At 41.0% G+C, this 16,921-nt stretch carries 16 protein-coding genes; 7 read left to right on the top strand and 9 right to left on the bottom strand.

Annotated elements, in window-relative coordinates; translation table 11 throughout:
- Positions 1 to 166: 166 nt before the first annotated feature.
- The gene (locus tag WA256_RS00530; protein ID WP_054560797.1) at positions 167 to 1,012 is read right to left on the bottom strand and encodes a MurR/RpiR family transcriptional regulator; all 846 of its coding nucleotides are present in this window, start codon (positions 1,010 to 1,012) and stop codon (positions 167 to 169) included.
- Positions 1,013 to 1,349: 337 nt separating this feature from the next.
- Between WA256_RS00530 and pbp4b the strand changes: the two genes are divergently transcribed.
- A complete protein-coding gene (gene pbp4b, locus WA256_RS00535) occupies positions 1,350 to 3,797 on the top strand; it encodes a penicillin binding protein PBP4B (RefSeq protein ID WP_335988220.1) in 2,448 nt (815 codons plus the stop codon).
- Between the two features lie 94 nt (positions 3,798 to 3,891).
- Positions 3,892 to 5,268, top strand: a complete 1,377-nt coding sequence (locus WA256_RS00540) for a Na+/H+ antiporter NhaC family protein (RefSeq protein WP_054560796.1) — start codon at positions 3,892 to 3,894, stop codon at positions 5,266 to 5,268.
- A gap of 219 nt (positions 5,269 to 5,487) precedes the next feature.
- Here the strand turns inward: WA256_RS00540 and WA256_RS00545 are convergent, their stop codons facing one another.
- The gene (locus WA256_RS00545; protein ID WP_062564912.1) at positions 5,488 to 6,624 is read right to left on the bottom strand and encodes a PQQ-dependent sugar dehydrogenase; all 1,137 of its coding nucleotides are present in this window, start codon (positions 6,622 to 6,624) and stop codon (positions 5,488 to 5,490) included.
- 321 nt (positions 6,625 to 6,945) lie between these two features.
- On the opposite strand from WA256_RS00545, the gene WA256_RS00550 reads away from it, so the two are divergent.
- Complete coding sequence (locus WA256_RS00550; RefSeq protein WP_335988224.1) at positions 6,946 to 7,692, top strand: hypothetical protein; 747 nt, start codon at positions 6,946 to 6,948, stop codon at positions 7,690 to 7,692.
- 628 nt (positions 7,693 to 8,320) lie between these two features.
- Here WA256_RS00550 and WA256_RS00555 read toward each other — a convergent pair.
- The 3 genes from WA256_RS00555 to WA256_RS00565 are packed head-to-tail and all read right to left on the bottom strand — an operon-like array spanning position 8,321 to position 10,115.
- The gene (locus WA256_RS00555; protein ID WP_062564914.1) at positions 8,321 to 8,920 is read right to left on the bottom strand and encodes a hypothetical protein; all 600 of its coding nucleotides are present in this window, start codon (positions 8,918 to 8,920) and stop codon (positions 8,321 to 8,323) included.
- Complete coding sequence (locus WA256_RS00560) at positions 8,910 to 9,461, bottom strand: RNA polymerase sigma factor (RefSeq protein ID WP_062564915.1); 552 nt, start codon at positions 9,459 to 9,461, stop codon at positions 8,910 to 8,912. Before WA256_RS00560 ends, WA256_RS00555 begins: the two co-directional genes overlap by 11 nt.
- A 6-nt stretch (positions 9,462 to 9,467) precedes the next feature.
- Entirely contained in the window at positions 9,468 to 10,115 is a 648-nt protein-coding gene (locus WA256_RS00565; protein WP_062564916.1) for an energy transducer TonB, read from the bottom strand.
- A gap of 107 nt (positions 10,116 to 10,222) precedes the next feature.
- On the opposite strand from WA256_RS00565, the gene WA256_RS00570 reads away from it, so the two are divergent.
- Together WA256_RS00570 and WA256_RS00575 are read left to right on the top strand one after the other, a co-directional pair.
- Positions 10,223 to 10,729, top strand: coding sequence for a DUF3087 domain-containing protein (locus tag WA256_RS00570; protein ID WP_058585678.1), 507 nt, complete (start codon positions 10,223 to 10,225; stop codon positions 10,727 to 10,729).
- A 9-nt stretch (positions 10,730 to 10,738) separates the two neighbouring features.
- Positions 10,739 to 11,188, top strand: coding sequence for a low molecular weight protein-tyrosine-phosphatase (locus tag WA256_RS00575; protein WP_062564917.1), 450 nt, complete (start codon positions 10,739 to 10,741; stop codon positions 11,186 to 11,188).
- Positions 11,189 to 11,224: 36 nt separating this feature from the next.
- Here the strand turns inward: WA256_RS00575 and WA256_RS00580 are convergent, their stop codons facing one another.
- The 4 genes from WA256_RS00580 to WA256_RS00595 form a co-directional block, all read right to left on the bottom strand.
- Positions 11,225 to 12,298 (bottom strand): energy transducer TonB, encoded by a 1,074-nt coding sequence (locus WA256_RS00580; protein ID WP_335988231.1) that lies wholly within the window; start codon positions 12,296 to 12,298, stop codon positions 11,225 to 11,227.
- Positions 12,299 to 12,487: 189 nt separating this feature from the next.
- Positions 12,488 to 13,420, bottom strand: a complete 933-nt coding sequence (locus WA256_RS00585; RefSeq protein ID WP_335988232.1) for a nuclear transport factor 2 family protein — start codon at positions 13,418 to 13,420, stop codon at positions 12,488 to 12,490.
- Positions 13,417 to 14,379 (bottom strand): TIGR03571 family LLM class oxidoreductase, encoded by a 963-nt coding sequence (locus WA256_RS00590; protein WP_335988234.1) that lies wholly within the window; start codon positions 14,377 to 14,379, stop codon positions 13,417 to 13,419. Before WA256_RS00590 ends, WA256_RS00585 begins: the two co-directional genes overlap by 4 nt.
- Position 14,380: 1 nt before the next feature.
- A complete protein-coding gene (locus WA256_RS00595; RefSeq protein WP_063529365.1) occupies positions 14,381 to 14,836 on the bottom strand; it encodes a nuclear transport factor 2 family protein in 456 nt (151 codons plus the stop codon).
- Positions 14,837 to 14,933: 97 nt separating this feature from the next.
- On the opposite strand from WA256_RS00595, the gene WA256_RS00600 reads away from it, so the two are divergent.
- Together WA256_RS00600 and WA256_RS00605 are read left to right on the top strand one after the other, a co-directional pair.
- Positions 14,934 to 15,863: a LysR family transcriptional regulator gene (locus WA256_RS00600; RefSeq protein ID WP_335988237.1), complete on the top strand. Its 930-nt coding sequence runs from the start codon at positions 14,934 to 14,936 to the stop codon at positions 15,861 to 15,863.
- A gap of 395 nt (positions 15,864 to 16,258) precedes the next feature.
- Positions 16,259 to 16,885, top strand: a complete 627-nt coding sequence (locus WA256_RS00605; RefSeq protein WP_054551277.1) for a GTP cyclohydrolase II — start codon at positions 16,259 to 16,261, stop codon at positions 16,883 to 16,885.
- Positions 16,886 to 16,921 lie beyond the last annotated feature (36 nt).

Below are 16,921 nucleotides of genomic sequence, written 5' to 3' on the forward strand. Positions count from 1 at the left end.
ATTCTTAGTACAATTTTGTAAGAAATTATGATTTTAAAGTCAGTCGCTTATCGCAATTGTTTGGTAGTTTAGAGGGGAAAGGGGATTGTTAAACTGCATCCTAAATTAGGCATAAAAAAAGCAGCCTGAGCTGCTTTAAAGTATTTATATAACCTTATTGAAGAAATTAGTTATTCTTAAATTCGCCAACAACTTCATTAGAATGTTCTAGTAACTTACGACCTTGGCGGCTTGACTGTGTTAGAGCAATAAACAAAATATCAATGACAAAATCTTGTGCCGTACGCGCTAAAATTGACGATAAACGTACAGACTCGCCTTCAGCAACCGAATAAAGTTTTACATCAGCTGAGTCAGCAACAAGGCTACTACCAAATTTAGTCACTGAGATCACCGAGCTTGAGTTTTTCTTAGCTTGCTTAACAACTTCGGCAATTTCGCGAGTCATACCTGACTCACTTATCGCAATAACCAAATCACCTTTTGAAAACGTCGCAACATACGCAAGTTGTGCATGGCCATCTGGCTCTGCAATAGCTGGCATACCGAGTTTTTGTAATTTATAAGAAAAATCTTTTGCGACCAGTGCTGAGCCACCTAAACCACAAATTAAAATGCGCTTTGCAGATTTTAATAGCTCTACCGCCTTTTCGACAGCTGGTGCTTCGTTGAGGTTTTTGGTTTCGGTTAACACCGCCAATTTACTGCTTAATAGTTTTTCGGCGATTTGCTCTAGCGAGTCATTCAGAGTGATCTTGCCATGTAGCTTAGGTTCGCTGCTTTCATCGTTAAGTGCATCAATTACCGCAAGTTTAAAAGCAGGGAAGCCTTTATAACCTAACTTTTGCGAAAACTTCACCACACTTGATTGGCTTACACCAACCACTTTTGCTAGTTCAACCGATGATAAATTACGAATGGCATTCGCTGAATTTAACGTAAAGTCAGCAAGCTTAGCTTCGCTGCTCGATAGAGATTGGCGTAAGGCTTTAATTTTTACAAAAGTAGACATAGGGCTCACTTTGTTTGCTTAACTTAGTCAAAGCGCAAAGCGATGGTTCTATTATAAACACAGGGCTTGGGCGCATTGTTTGCTTAACACGACGACTTATTTTTGTTTTAGCAGACCTAAGTTTGGAATATTTTTCTTAATTTAGATGGAATAATATAGTTTTATTCCATAATAGATACAACTCTAATTATTGAGATAGCTCTATTTTTAGTAACTTAGCGATAATGTATGCTTTTTATTCTTTGATTGTGAAATAAAATATTTTACATGTTAAGTGGGTGTTGCTACTGTATGGCTGAGAATCGTCAACGCTTAAATCATCAGGTATGAATCTGTTATGAGTTTTACCCCTTTGAAAACATTACTTAAACAGCTGTGTTATCTAAGTAGTGCGGCATTATTAGTAAGCTGTGCCAGTAATCCATATACCTATACACAATCAGCTAACTACAGCCATCGTGTTAAATTCTTAGTGATGCATTACACCGCCATTGATTACGAAAAATCAATGCGTGCGCTCGTGGATGAAGGGGGCTTAAGTTCACATTATTTATTACCTGAATCAGGCGACCCGAGTTATCCAAAAGATGAATTAGAAATTATTCAGCTGGTTGATGAAAGAGATAGGGCATGGCACGCCGGACGCAGTTTTTGGCAAGGCCGCGAAGATTTAAATGATCATTCTATTGGTATTGAAATTGTTAATGTACCAACCTGTCATATTCCTGAGCAAGCAAACCTTGCGATGGAAAATGACGCCAGTAAGTTATGTATTTTTCCAGACTATGATGCCAAGCAAATAGAGCTACTAATAAAACTTAGTAAAGATATTCTTGCCCGTAACCCTGATATTGGCCCAACTCAAGTGATTGGCCATTCTGATATTGCTCCAAGCCGTAAGAACGATCCAGGCCCGCGTTTTCCTTGGTATCAACTGTATAAAGCTGGTATCGGTGCATGGTATGAAAGCGACACTGTTGATAAATATTGGCAGTTATTTAGCGCATCAAAACCTTCTGTTGAATTAATGCAAAAAGCATTACGCAGTTACGGCTATGAGGTGATTGCAACGGGTCAGCTTGATTCGCAAACGCTCGATGCCCTAAGTGCCTTTCAAATGCACTTTTTACCTTGGCATGTAAGCGGTAATAGTGATGCAAGAAGTGCGGCTGTGCTATTTGCATTATTAGATAAATACTTTCCTAAAAAGCTAGAGCGGTTATTTAAAGAATATCAGCAGCAACAGCAAGCGGTTGAGCCAGCGCCAAAAACACTGGCCAATGCACAAGTTATAGCGCGTATTCCTGCTCTTGATCCAAGTAGTCGCGCGCTTGTTAACGACCGAGGCACATTTACAGCCTATAAAGGTCGCGGTGAGATCATCATTGAAAACCAAGATGCAACCAGTGCTGATATTTTCATAAATGGTGAAAAAATTAATATTGCCTCACCATTAACAGCCGAAAAAATATATCAATACAGTTTGGCTAAACGCACCCGCGATGGCATAAACACGTATAAAGTAGAAAATGTATTGCCTGAAGGGGCAAGCTTAACCTTGCGTTTTCCTTACCCAACGCTTGATAAAAACAGCACTCAAAAGCGTTTTAGTGCCGTTGATGAATTAATTAATCAAGAGATTAAAGAGGGCTTTCCGGGCGCGGTACTCGCCGTTGTTAAAGATGGCAAGTTGATTAAACTAAGCCATTATGGCGCGGCTAAAAAGTATCATGCTGATGGCAGTGAGCTTACAAGCCCACAAGCTATGCAAAACGATACCTTGTTTGATATAGCTTCAAACTCAAAAATGTTTGCCACTAATTTTGCGCTGATGAAGCTTGCCAGTGAAGGGAAACTCGACGTAGAAAAGCCACTGTTTTATTACCTACCAGAATTTAGGGGCAGCGGCCGTGAACAGCGTTTAGTAAAAGATTTACTCACCCACAGTGCGGGTTATCCTGCGGTGGTTGATTTTCATCGTAAAGACAATAAATTTGGTGAGCGCTTTTTTTCTCAAAACAGCCTGCGTACTAAAAACCTACTGTTAACAGGTGTCCCTTTCGTGGCTGGTAGTAACGTAAAACACCTATATTCTGATATCGATTATATGTTGCTTGGTGTACTGGTTGAACGCATCAGTGGTATGGCGCTGGATACATATGTAGAAAGCCAAATTTATCAGCCACTTGGCTTAACGCATACGGTTTATAATCCATTACAGAAAGGTTTTTTATCTTCGCAAATTGCCGCCACTGAGATTAACGGCAATACCCGAGGTGGTCGCATCGAGTTTGAAAATATTCGAACCGATGTGCTGCAAGGTGAAGTACATGATGAAAAGGCATTTTATGCTCTAGGTGGCGTAGCGGGGCATGCAGGGCTTTTTAGTACCGCCGGTGATTTATCCGTGCTTATGCAAGTGTTACTCAATGGGGGTGGCTACGACAACAAGCAAATTTTTACACCACAAGTACTTGAGCAATTCACAAACTCCCAAGCAAGTGATGAGACTTATGGTTTAGGATGGCGTAGAGCGGGGCATCAAGCGCGTAAATGGCATTTTGGCCCTTATGCCAGCCCGCGGGCTTTTGGTCATACCGGCTGGACAGGCACCGTGACCGTTATTGACCCTGAGTATGACCTTGCTATTGTGCTATTAACCAATGCCCGTCATACACCGATTGAAGGTTCACAAGAAAATTACCAGTTTGTCGGCAAGCGTTTCGAAACAGGTAAGTATGGCTCTATTATCTCGCTGATTTATGAGAGTATATTAAATCACTAGTCGAATTAAGTTGAGTTTGGTGGCAAAGCCATTAAGCTTAGCGAGTTTTCGCATAATAAAAATAAAATGTTGTTCTTAATTTAAAAGGGTTTTTATGTCTTGGTATTCAATTTTACCACCCTTGATTGCTATCTTAATTGTGTTTTGGCGCAAAGAAGTGATCATGGCGTTATTGGTCGCGGTTGCGTCGTCTGAGTTTTTGCTTGCTCTGAATGGTGAAGGCAATACCTTGTTTTTCACCTTTATCAACACTATTGAGAGAGTCATTGAGGTTGCCAGCTCCCCTGGTAATAGCCGCATCCTTATTTTTAGTATCTTAATCGGTGCTTTACTTGCCTATATTCGTGAATCTGGCGGTGTAGCCGCTACCGTTAATTTGCTGATGAACAAAGGGGTGGCTAAAAGTAAGCGCCAAGTGGGCTACTTAACCATGTTCTCGGGTATTGCGGTATTCATTGAATCGAACTTAAGCGTATTAACCTCGGGAATTTTATCGCGTGGTTTATTCGATAAGTTCAAAATGAGCCGAGCACGCCTTGCTTACATTATCGATAGTACCAGCGCACCTGTGTGTATTTTAATCTTGCTAAATGGATGGGGCGCCTATGTGCTCGGCCTTCTTGGCAACTACGAAATGGAAGAGTCTGCGGTATCGGTATTGTGGGGCAGTATTGGTTATAACTTTTACGCCATTATCACTTTACTTATCGTGTTCTACACCATCACCTTTGACAAGGTGCATGGCCCACTTAAGCAAGCTGAAGAAAACCTAGAGCAACAAGAAACCGAACTAACAGAAGAAGTAAAAGGTTCAAAGGCACGTTACATGCTTGTGCCTCTAATTACCTTAATTGGTAGTATGGTTGGCTTTATGTTCTGGACTGGCGATGGCGATATTGCCAGCGGTAGTGGTTCTAAATCAGTGCTGTATGCAACTATTTTAGCCTGTGTTGTAGCTTACTTTTTAATGATTAGCTCGCGTGAATTTACACACCATAAGCTGGTAGATATTGGCTTTAAAGGAATGGGTGAGTTACTGCCATTAGTGTCTATTGTATTGCTATCACTCACGTTAGGCGCAAGCTTGAAAGATCTTGGTACCGGTGTGTTTGTAGCAGGCCTAGTAGGTGATTTCTTACCAATTTATTTAGTTGTGCCAGTGCTATTTATTACAGGTGCGGTTATTTCATTTACCACAGGTACCTCATGGGGCACTTTCGCAATACTTATTCCAATTGGTGTACCGCTCATTCAAGCATTAGGTTTACCACCTTCGTTGGTCATTGCCGCTATTTTAGGTGGTGGTGTGTTTGGCGATCACTGCTCGCCAATCTCAGATACTAGTGCGGTATCGGCTATTGCATCAGGGTGTGATTTATTAACTCACGTAAAAACCCAAATGCCATACGCCTTATTCGGCGGGGCATTAACCTTCATTGCTTACCTAGTGACGAGTATTATTGTTTTATAAGTAATAGCTGTAAGGCTTAAGTTATAAGTAAAAAACCACAGAGAAGTCTGTGGTTTTTTATTGCTTGAATTTCGATGACTTGCATATTCAAGTCTGATAGCCGTCAGCCGTCAGCCATAAGAAACCATCGCGCGAAATAAATTTCACGCCTAGGTTACTCCTTTACTCTTTCCCCTTGTAACTCGCTAACTCGTTGGGTTTCGCTCCGCTCTACCCAACCTACGATTTCGGTACAACCTTATAAACACCGACACCATCAACACCAAGATATAAATCACCATTAGGGTGGGTGGCTAGGCTGCGCACGCGACCTACACCTTCAAAAACCTTGCTGTGGCCTGTTACTTTGTCACCATCAAGTTTCACCAAAACAAGGTGGCCAAACTTCATCGAACCTACGGCAATTTGGCCTTGCCACTGTGGGTATTTATCGCTGGTGATAAATTCCATTCCAGAAGGGGCAATTGAAGGCACCCAATACCAATCAGGTTGTTCCATTCCCTCGCGACTAGTTTCGTCGGTAATTTTTGTACCAATGTAGTTGATCCCATAAGTGATCTCAGGCCAACCATAGTTTGCACCTGCTTTAACTATGTTGATTTCATCGCCGCCACGAGGGCCATGTTCATGGCTCCAAATAACCCCCGTTTCAGGGTGCATCGCCATACCTTGTGGGTTACGGTGTCCATACGAATAAATACTTTTGTGAGTTGTTTTATGGTCATAAAACGGGTTTGATTTAGGGATAGAGCCATCGCTATTGATACGGTGAATTTTGCCAGCATCATAGTCTAGACTTTGTGGGTGAACGTCTCTTTTGCCACGGTCGCCAATAGAGAAGTACAAGTAACCTTCTTTGTCGAACTCAATACGCGAACCATAGTGTTTTGTTGTTTCAATATTTGGCTCGCCATCAAACAATAATTGCTGATCAACAAGAGCCATATCTTTAAAGCGGGCACGCATAATTGAGGTATTGTAACCCTCACCATCGCCCTCATAGCCAGAGTACGAAAAGTAAATCCAACCATTGTCGGCAAAGTTCGGATCAAGTTCTATATCTAGTAAGCCTCCTTGACCTTCATCATGTACTTTAGGTGTGCCTTTAACTGCTTGCTCAACGAGTTTGCCATCACGAATCAATCTAAGCTCGCCACGTCGATCAGTAACGAGTAAGTCACGCTCGTTAAGCCAAGCCATACCCCAAGGAATTTGAATCCCTTCGCTTACTAATTCTAGTTTGTAGTTATTAGCGCTGGCATCCAGAGGAATCTTTTGCTCCGGCTGAGCACACGCTTGCAAGCTCGATAAGCTAATTGAGGCAATGATTAAACTGTTAAACAAAGACCTTTTCATGGTAACTCCATAATATTTAAACACGATGTTACTAGCCTAGCTGGTTCAGCATTAAATTGTTATTAACATTAGAGCAATGTGCGATTATTGGTAGGAAAAGCGAGGTAAAGAGCGGAGTATTAGCCGTCAGCCGTCAGCCGTCAGCCGTCAGCCGTCAGCCGTCAGCCGTCAGCCGTCAGTCTGGAATCTCGTGGAAACCATCGCGCGAAATAAATTTCACGCCTACGGTACTCCTTTACTCTTTCCCCTTGCAGCTCGCTAACTTGTTTTAAATCTGCTAGCTTAGCAAGTTCTTATTTTTAAAAGGATTTAACAAGTCGTATGAAGTCAGAAAAGTTTTTTAAATGGGTGTGGAATGTTAACGGCCTAATTTTACTTATGGGCTTAATCATTGGAGCAGCAGCAATAGGGTATAATTTTGTTGCTTACTTATTTAAGTCCGATAACCATGTTCAGCAACAAACACTAAACTTAGCTGAAGATGAAAAGCAGCAAGAAAAGTGGAAACTGGGTTACCCCCGTAAGGTCGAGGGGAGTGATTTTTACTTTATCCCGTTGGAATCAGAAAAACTGGATATCGAGGTGAAAGCTGACGTAACAGTTTACAATAATTTTAGCGGTGGTTATAAATACAGACCTACGCGCTCAAAGAACATCTTGTTTCTTAATGACAAAACCAATCACGCCAAGTGGCTATTTAAAACAACGGATCAGTTGATCATAGAGTTTGGTGCTTTAAGCCGTTACAAAGAGTTTGATACTCGCCCTTACAAGGAGCAAAAAGTCGATGCTCCTAAGGCAGTTTCGTATGAAGTTATCAAAAACGATACCAACAACGACAAACTGCTAGATGGCAAAGATAAGCGCACCTTCGCGCTAAGCAAGATTGATGGCTCAAACTACAGCGAAGTTATTTCAGGTTACAACCGAATTGTAGAGTCTAACCTCAACGCTGAAGGCAATTTATTCGTTGTATTTATCAACAACGATGAAGTTTATTCTATGCTGATAGACCTAGATACATTTGAAGTGATTAGTAAAAGCATGCTACCGAAGGTAGGGGAGTGAAATTAATATTAGATATCAGATGTCAGAAGAATGATCTGACATCTGATATCTAACTACGCGGGGTAAACCCGCTGCTACTTAAAAGCTTGTAACTTTACTCTTGTAGCCCGCTAGGTTGTTTTAAATCTGATAGCTGACGGCTTCGAGTGTGTTTGGGTTTTACTCCGTACTACCCAACGTCACGTAGGTCGTCATTTATGGCGAAACATGTTTTATCACTCATATGTGGCGGGCTAAAGCCAGACTTACAGCCGCATAAATTGAGAGAATCGCGCGAAATAAATTTCACGCCTACGCGGGGTAAACCCGCTGCTACTTAAAAACTTGCGACTTTACTCTTGTAGCTCGCTAAATTGTTTTAAATCTGATAGCTGAAAGCTCTGAGTGTGTTGGGTTTCGCTACGTTCTACCAAACGTCACGTAGGTCGTCATTTATGGCGACAAATTATCTTTTCATTAACGGGCTAAAGCCCGACCTACAAGAATATGGATTGAGGCCATCGCGTGAAATAAATTTCACGCCTACGGTACTCCTTTACTCTTTCCCCTTGTAACTCGCTAACTTTTTTAAAGCTGACAGCTCTGAGTGTGTTGGGTTTCGCTACGCTCTACCCAACCTACGAGCTCGCTAACTCGTACACTTTTCCGTTTCATGGGTTAGCTGTTTGAGTGCGATGATTTGCCCTTGTTTGTTTTGGTCTAGGGCGAGTAGGTCTCCTTGGTGAATATGAGTATCTAGGGTGCCGTGTTTTTGTAGTTCTTCAAGGAGTGATTGTTTAATTTGTACTATGACATTTTGCTCGCAGTCAGCGATATACCAGTCGTTATCAACACTGACTAGACGGCCGGTGAAGCTGGTGCGGGCTTGGTGATTGGCTAATGCTTGTTGGTAGTTAGCATCTAGGTTTTGTTTTTGTTGTTTAAGATTACTCACATAGCTGCCTTTGGCGTCGAGTTCGTGTACTTCAAGCCATTGATAGTCCGATAAATCCACGGCATAAACATGGGTTAACTCGCGGTTGTTGTATTGCAGCATGACAAAACCAAGAATCGCTAAAGCAGCAAATACTCCGGTCATTTGCAGGCCTAAAAAGCGCTGTGGTCTTGGCATTGCCGACTGTGGCTTTTGCATGTGTACAAGCTCGTCGCTGCTTAAGCTGTGCTCTGCCTTACGTTTTTGAAAATGTACTTTTAAATCAGCATCGAGTTGCTCGTCGTTACGCTTCATGATGGCCTCCTAGTTGTTGTTTCAGGTTTTGACGGGCATATCGCAGCCGAGTTTTAATGGTCTCTGGGTTACTTTGTGTGATAGCAACAATGTCTTCGAGACTAAAGCCTTCTTGTTGTAAGGTCAGCGCTTCACGTTGTACAAAACTAAGTGCCATAAGTGCTTTATCAAAGGCTTCATAGTCGTAGTGATAACTTGCATCCTGAGGTTCGGTAAATAGTTGGTTGTCTTCTAATTCAACGAACTTTTGCTGCTTACGAAATTCATCAATTAATAAATTACGTGCTAATCGAAAAAGCCACGCTTTAGGGTTGTTCTGATCATTGTAAAAGTCGCGTTTATCAATGACTTTTAACCAGGTTTGCTGGCATATATCAAGGGCAAGATCTTTATCACTTTGTGTAACTAGGTAGTGATAAAGATCGTTCCCGTATTGAGCAACGAGTTGGTTAAGGTAACGGTTGTCGCCCGTTTTGGCATACTGCGCCAAACAATCTGTGCTTGGCTTGTCAAATAACCATGTCTTGATGCTCATTAGCATAGGCAGTTATCCATCTATTTTAAAATCAAGTTGAACGCTTTGGTTTGTTTGTAATTGTGCCACACCTTCAACAACTTTAGGGCGATATTTCCAACGTTTAATGGCGCGAATTGCTTCACGGTCAAATACCCGTTTAGGCTCGGCATCAATAATAACAGGGTCAATCACTTCGCCAGTCGGTGAAATGCTAAAGCTAATTTGTACCCAACCTTCAATGCCATCACGAGCTGCTACCGGAGGGTATTTAGGGTTTATACGCACAATTGGTGTCGCATCTCCTGTTGGTTGGTTAATGCTTTTGCTAAGCGTGTCGCCAATGTTATCGAATGTCATTGTTGGTGTTAAATCAGCTACTACAACGGTATCTGTCGTATCAATCGTTGGGCGTGGCGGTACTTTTGGTGGCATTTTAGCAACTGGCGGTGGCGGCAGTGTTTGCTTTACTTGTACTTTTGAGTCTTCCGGTACTTCATAAATTTCAACTGTGATATCTGGGCCTGTTTTAACATCGGCTCTTTGCTCAGCAGAAATTAAGTACTGCATAAATGCAAATGCTGCAAAGGTCATGACACCGCCACCAATAATTGCTGCGGTTGTCTTTAAAGCAGCATTGCTGTTATTCAAGCTTGCTGAGTTTAGTGGTAAAGTATGCATAGCCGTTCCTCTTTGGATAATTGCTTTCATAGCTAAAACGGCTGGCAAATAAAAAAGGGGTGAAATTTTTTTTCACTTTTTATTTTTCACAAGTTTTTTAGGTTGTTATGAAACTTATTCAAATAGATAAAGCCCGTTACCGTAAACATTTAAACCAAGTAATTATTGCTTGTGTAATTGCTTTAGCCGTTGGCAGTTTAGCCATTTCACAAACGTTAATAGCGTTATTTCCTGACCCCAGCGGTAGCCATTTTCATTGGAACCTATTAGGTGTTGTTGTGTGTAGTTTGCTGGTGGGCTTTGTGCTTAATAAATACCGCAATCATGATTACATGACTGAAATAGTCTATGTGTGGGAGCTTAAAAAAGCGCTGAATAAAATCACCCGTAAAATGCCAAAGTTAAAAGCAGCAGGGCGTGAGGGCAATGCAGATGCTTTATTAGCAATTCATTACAGCTATGCGGGATCACGTTTGTTATGGCAACTTGATGACAACACTATTACCATGGATGAGTTGGCAATTAAGCAGGCAGAGCTTGATAGTGTTGCAGATAAATACAACCTCTCGCTTGATGCAGAACGTTATGATGAGTCAATCTTAAAGCAATTTTAAGGACGAATAATGAAAAAGGTTTTGATTGTTTGCTTAGGCAATATTTGTCGTTCACCTACTGCTGAAGCGGTACTTCGTAGTCGTGCAAAGGCGTTGGGTGTCAATGTCAAAGTTGATTCTGCTGGCACCATTGGTTACCACCAAGGTAATCCACCAGATTCACGTTCAAAAGCAGCAGCCGAAAAGCGCGGTTATAGTTTTAAAGGCATCTATTCGCGACCAGTGACTCAAGCTGATTTTCATGAGTTTGACTTAATTCTCGCAGCCGACAAGCAAAATCTTGCTGATTTACAAGCCCAGTGCCCAGAGCGCTTACAATATAAGTTGTCGCTATTTTTAAGCCATGGTGATGCAGGGGAGAGTGAGATCCCAGATCCCTATTATGGTGGCGATCAAGGTTTCGAAAAGGTACTCGATTTAATTGAGGACGCAGCCGATAACTTGCTTAAAAAGTTATAAAAAGCTATGAAAAGGGTCGCATTGCGACCCTGTTATTTATCTTTTTATTTTAAAGTCTAATTGCACCCGAGAAGTTGCAGCAATGGCTTGACCATTTTCAAACTTAGGCGCATAACGCCATTTTTTCATTGCTTTTACTGCTTCTCTTTCAAATGCAGTACCACCTTCAGAGTCAACCACAGTTATGTTGTCTACAAAGCCTGACGGGGTTACTTCAAATTCCATCACGACAATGCCGTCTTCCATACGTTGTGCTTTTGACATTGGATATTTCGGCGGCACACGGTACAACGGCTCTTGTTCTTGGCTTTCTTTCCAAGGCACCATTTTCGCAATCGCTAAGCAATGTTTGGTTGCTTCGTCGCTTTTACCTGTTTTTTCGTATAAGTGAACTAGCTTTGAATGGGCGTTTAATTCGGTTTGATGATCAAAGTCTAGCTCTTGATCAAATACGCTAACTACGTGATTTAATCGCTCAATGGCGGTGCTGTATTTACGTTGGTTTTCTGCAAATGCGGCAACTAAAAAGTCTGCGCTAATACGATCGACAGCGTTATTTGGTAAGTTTTCTTGGTAGTACTTATCAGCTTCTTCAAGATATTCCTTTGCTGTGTAATAGCGCTCGCCACTGCCTTTATAAGCAAGGATACGAGCAGCGGTCATTTTTGCATCAGCAACAAGCTTGTCTGAGTTTTGTTTTTCAGCAATAGCAATGACATCATCAAGATACGTATCGGCGCGCTTAGCTGAGGAAGTTGATTCTGCCATGCCGATTAATGAATCATACACTTGCACACTTTGCTTGCCGTGGTTTTTTTCGAGTATTTCGTAGGCTGTGCGATATAACTCAAAGCGTCGCTCTTGTTCGCTTTTATCTAGGCTGTTTGCATAGTTAATAGCAAGATTGGCGGTGTTGTCGGCGCTTTCACCATAAATTTCTTTGCCAAGCTCAAACGCTTTTTTGGCAAGCTCACTACTGTCTTGCTTATTTTCTACAGCAGCGACATAAGCGCGGTAGGTGTCGTTAAATTCTTGGGTGGTCGTTTCATTGGCAATGCCTTGCTGACTAAATAGTAATGCAACACATAAGGCAAGTGAGCTCTTTTTCATAATATTCCTTATTATTTTGCCCAAAGAACAGGGGATTAATACTTGTAGATGATAATTATTATCATCATTAGGTGCAAGGTATTTAGTAATTTTTAATGTATCACTGTTTTTAATTTAAGCAAAAACAGTGGTTAAGCTTAACCGGTCGCAGGTACTTATGAAAAAGCGCTCACATTGAGCGCTTTATTGTTAGATTATTAACTTGGGCAAATTCTGTTCATCAAACCAACCCGGTATGTAATGCGACTCGTAAAGTCGCCAACAGTTATCTGACTCTAATCTTGCTGCTAACTGATAGTGAGCTGCATAGATTTTTTGATTGCTATCATTCACTGGTTTTTCGGGAATGATTCGGGCAATGATAAATCGAGCTGCTTTTTTATCTTGGCTAACCTCCATTTTGACCAACTCTGCAAAGTGCTGCCAAAATGGCGCAAGCAGTCTAAAGTTTTTTAAATTCCCTATAACACTTTCTCTACCAGATAAATCACCTAAAGGAGGAAAGCTGCCATGTATATCTTGGCTGTAGCAATCAATAAGTAAATTAATATCACAATTATCAACAGCAAATGCATACTTGTTATAGAGATCAATGAGAGCTTGCTTTGGCTCAGAGGCTTTAAACTTGCGAATTAATGCCCATGGAGAGTGTAATTCACTCACAATTGTTGGTGCACCATCAACAAGCTGCCAGCCCTGAACTCCAGGAAGCATGTTCCAGTTAGGAAGCAAGGATTGTTGTCCTTTATTCCAGTTAACCTGAAATTTAATGTGGTTAATAAGCCATTGCTGGTTTTCATAAACGAAATGAAAAATAAACGTACAACCACATAAAAAGCGTTTTTGCCCATGATTTACATCTACATAAGCGTAGCTGCTTGCTGCAGCAAAATCTTTTTGGTGTGCAGTAAACGTATTTGTAAATTCAGCATTCGTTGCATAGTTTTTGAAATCTTCACTCAAGGTTGTTGATACATGCTTTTGCCTATTTACAGAACCATGATGCTGGCTTTTGAAATCGATATCAGAACTAAACAGCTTTGCTAACGAGTGCTTATCCGAGCGTAACCAGCTATCTTTAAACTGAGTTATTAAGTTTTCGAGCTGTTCTTGAGTACTCATACTGCAGGCTCTCTTTGCTCTTTTTCAAGAGCAGGAATAACAAAGTTACCCAATTCATCAATTACATCTTGGGCAGCCCTTCGAGAAGGTTTTAAGTTTAGCGCAATGTGTTTTACGCCAAGCTCTCTGTGTTTTAACAGTCGCTCAATAAGGGCATTTCGACCAATTCGTACAACGTTATAAAAACGCTGGTACGGGGCGTCAGGGTTTTTATCTAAATCAAAAAATGTCGCATAGCCGTAATGTGGGCTTGTGTTGCTATTGCTTGCAATTGATAGGTTGTTAATGATTTCACTGATGGCTTGTTCATTATCAACAGCCCAAATCCAAGCATTAACATTATTAGCCAACCACTCAAATGATTGCCTAGAACGACCAACGGCCATAACGGGTATTTGCTGGTTTACTGGTTTTGGATAAAGGTCAAGTGAACCATCAAGCTCACCGTAATATTGGCTAATGTGTTTAGGAAAACTTTGTTGGTGTAATGTTTTGATAATTTCAACTGACTCTCTGTAGCGCTCAGCACGCGCGTTAAAATCGACACCAAAAGCCGGGTATTCAACTGGCCTGTCTCCGGTTGAAACTCCTAACACAAAACGACCATTACTTAGATGATCAACTGAGGCTGCTTGTTTGGCAACCATGATAGGATCGCGTAATGGTAAAACGGCCCCTGCGGTGCCTAAAGTAATTGTATTTGTATGTGCAGCAATGAAACCTGCGTAAGTGAATGGATCAAGCATCTGCGCAGCATCACCAAAATTAGGATCATAAAAAGGCACATCCCTAAACCAAATACTGGCAATACCTGCTTGTTCAGCTTGCTTAGCCGTTGCTATATCAGCATTGAGGGTAGGGAAAGGGCTGCTAGGGTAAGCTTCAAGGGGAGTGAGCAATCCCAGCGTTAATTTGTTGTCGTCAAATACATTTGTAAAGCTAGTTGGTAGATTATTCATGTTACTGATCTCCCGAATTCGCTGGCCAGACAACATCAAGTTTAGAGTGGCTAATGCGCCATTGACCGTCGACTTTTTCATAGCGGTCTAAGTATCGGCCTACTAATAAAAGCGGAGATTCGCTTGGCTCCCTACTTGTAACAAAGTCAATTAGGTAGCACTCACCCTGTGCTGTCGTTTTATCTGTTAGTACTATTTGATGGTTCATCACTGCATGAACAAAAGGGAAGTGCTTTCTATTGTGGGTATCGAATTCATCATAAGCATTTTTTAATCCTTGCTTTATCTGTTCAATTCCATTCATTTCACCCACTGTTACTTCGACTCGTGCGTCGCTAGTAAATACTTCTTCCATTTTATGAATTTGACCAGAGTCTAAAAGCTGACTGTAGTTTAAGCGAAGAGTTCGGATCTCTTCTTTTTCGAGTAAATCTAGAAGTTTGCGTTCGCTCATCATGTTTCTCTATTGCTGAATAAGTGAACACTATTTTATTATCTTCTTTTTAAATGATAACCTAGCAAATATTCCATTTATTCTGTCCTGAGATTCCATAATGAAACCAGAAGATAGCCCTTTCTTTGGTATTCGAGAGTTTGTTGAAACACTACGCATGGGTACATTCACAGCAGCTGGTAATCGGTTAGGTTTAACAGGCTCCGCTGTTGGTAAAACTGTTACTAGGCTTGAAAGTAAGTTAGGTACGAAGTTATTGCATCGAACAACTCGTAAAATTATGGCAACCCCAGAAGGGCAGCATTATTTTGAAGGCTGGGTAAAAATACTGGCTGAAATAGATAGCCTAGAGCAAGCGGTCACTGCCGGTAGCCATAATGTTTCGGGGCAAGTAAAGCTTCACTTACCTGCGGCATTCGGCCGTAAGTATGTAATGCCAATACTTTCTAAACTAGCAAATAAGTATCCTAAATTAGAGCTTGCGGTTCACTTTAGTGAAAGTCGTATAAATTTAATTAATGAAAATGTTGATTTGGTGGTACGTATCGGCACATTAGAGGATGATGCCGATCTGGTAGCAAAATTGTTGGGTTATCAAAAACTAACAGTGTGTGGTAGTCAAGATTATTTTGACCAACATGGTGTGCCAGACACTCCTGCGGATTTGCTCACTCATGATTGTATTATTGGCAGTAAGCGCTCTTCGCAGCCAACATGGTTGTTCAAAGATAGTAAAAAGCAGTCATTTAACCAGCTAATCAATGCCAGATATATGCTCAGTGATGGAGATGCGATGCTAGATGCCGCACTTAATGGTTTAGGTGTTGCACAATTACCTACTTGGCTTATTCAAGAGCAGCTAGATAGTAATAGACTAACTAGTGTTTTAAATACCTTTTCAGGTGCGGTTATGCCAATCAATGTTGTTTGGCCACGCTCAAGATATTTAAAGCTTAGTCAAAGGGTTATAATTGATGAATTAGCAGAGCAGTTTAAGCTTCAAGCATCACTATTTGGTTATTCTTCATAATTGTTTTATCTAGCGCTTTTAGTACGTTATTAATCAGCGCTGAGACACATCACAACACTGTTATTTTTATTATTTTGATAGGTGGTTGATAAAGGCTTAGTGGTTTATTGAGATTAAACTAATCTATTTTTTCGAATATCTGCAAAGGTTTATTTATTAATTTATTTTATTTCAAAGGCCTAACTCTAAAAAGTAGAGCTTTTAAGGTGTTTTTTTAGCGCCACTAAAGCGAGGCGCAAAGCTCGTATCTTGGGGTGGTTTGAGTGTATAATACTTGAATTGCTGGTAACTGCCTCAATATTAGTTATCACTCGTCGTATGTTGCATCCTTACAACCTTCAAGCTGTTGTAATCACATTTGCAGTATCGCATTTATTTTTTAATTTGGATTTGTCGTGGCGCAAGTAAGAGCAAGAGTCCAGCTGAATGTTGGCAAAAACAGTGATATCCCTGCAGAAATCGTATCTTTCAGTGGCTTAAATGATGGCCAAGAACATGTTGCTTTAGTGTTTAATCAAGCTGACACAGAGCAAGATGTCCCTTTAATTCGTATGCATTCAGAGTGTTTAACGGGCGATGTATTCCATTCATCACGTTGTGATTGTGGTGAGCAATTAAATGAGTGTATCGAGATGATGCACCAACAAGGCGGTATTTTACTGTATTTACGCCAAGAGGGGCGTGGCATTGGTTTATACAATAAAATTGATGCTTACGTACTACAGTCGCAAGGTATGAATACGTACGAAGCGAATAACCACTTGGGTTTTGCTGATGATTTACGTGATTTTTCAGACGCGGTATTAATGCTTGAAGCACTCAATCAAAAGCACGTTAAGTTAATGACTAACAACCCAAATAAGCTTAAAGCACTGCGTGATGCAGGTATTGAAGTTGATTCAGTGGTTGGCACTCATGCGCACATTAAAGCGGGTGTGGTAGGTAACCGAGCTTACCTCGAAACGAAAATCAAACATGGTTCGCACATGCTTGATATTAAAAAAATTAAAAAGCCTGAGTAAATTTCACTACAGGTGACTATAAACAAGTAGCGCACC

Origin of the sequence: Pseudoalteromonas sp. CH_XMU1449-3 (genome assembly GCF_037027245.1) — a bacterium.
GTDB lineage: Bacteria > Pseudomonadota > Gammaproteobacteria > Enterobacterales > Alteromonadaceae > Pseudoalteromonas > Pseudoalteromonas shioyasakiensis.

What these genes read in the sequence shown, in the direction of transcription:
- WA256_RS00530 (WP_054560797.1), bottom strand. Translation starts at nt 1,012, where the DNA reads ATGTCTACTTTTGTAAAAATTAAAGCCTTACGCCAATCTCTATCGAGC.
- pbp4b (WP_335988220.1), top strand. Translation starts at nt 1,350, where the DNA reads ATGAGTTTTACCCCTTTGAAAACATTACTTAAACAGCTGTGTTATCTA.
- WA256_RS00540 (WP_054560796.1), top strand. Translation starts at nt 3,892, where the DNA reads ATGTCTTGGTATTCAATTTTACCACCCTTGATTGCTATCTTAATTGTG.
- WA256_RS00545 (WP_062564912.1), bottom strand. Translation starts at nt 6,624, where the DNA reads ATGAAAAGGTCTTTGTTTAACAGTTTAATCATTGCCTCAATTAGCTTA.
- WA256_RS00550 (WP_335988224.1), top strand. Translation starts at nt 6,946, where the DNA reads ATGAAGTCAGAAAAGTTTTTTAAATGGGTGTGGAATGTTAACGGCCTA.
- WA256_RS00555 (WP_062564914.1), bottom strand. Translation starts at nt 8,920, where the DNA reads ATGAAGCGTAACGACGAGCAACTCGATGCTGATTTAAAAGTACATTTT.
- WA256_RS00560 (WP_062564915.1), bottom strand. Translation starts at nt 9,461, where the DNA reads ATGCTAATGAGCATCAAGACATGGTTATTTGACAAGCCAAGCACAGAT.
- WA256_RS00565 (WP_062564916.1), bottom strand. Translation starts at nt 10,115, where the DNA reads ATGCATACTTTACCACTAAACTCAGCAAGCTTGAATAACAGCAATGCT.
- WA256_RS00570 (WP_058585678.1), top strand. Translation starts at nt 10,223, where the DNA reads ATGAAACTTATTCAAATAGATAAAGCCCGTTACCGTAAACATTTAAAC.
- WA256_RS00575 (WP_062564917.1), top strand. Translation starts at nt 10,739, where the DNA reads ATGAAAAAGGTTTTGATTGTTTGCTTAGGCAATATTTGTCGTTCACCT.
- WA256_RS00580 (WP_335988231.1), bottom strand. Translation starts at nt 12,298, where the DNA reads ATGAAAAAGAGCTCACTTGCCTTATGTGTTGCATTACTATTTAGTCAG.
- WA256_RS00585 (WP_335988232.1), bottom strand. Translation starts at nt 13,420, where the DNA reads ATGAGTACTCAAGAACAGCTCGAAAACTTAATAACTCAGTTTAAAGAT.
- WA256_RS00590 (WP_335988234.1), bottom strand. Translation starts at nt 14,379, where the DNA reads ATGAATAATCTACCAACTAGCTTTACAAATGTATTTGACGACAACAAA.
- WA256_RS00595 (WP_063529365.1), bottom strand. Translation starts at nt 14,836, where the DNA reads ATGATGAGCGAACGCAAACTTCTAGATTTACTCGAAAAAGAAGAGATC.
- WA256_RS00600 (WP_335988237.1), top strand. Translation starts at nt 14,934, where the DNA reads ATGAAACCAGAAGATAGCCCTTTCTTTGGTATTCGAGAGTTTGTTGAA.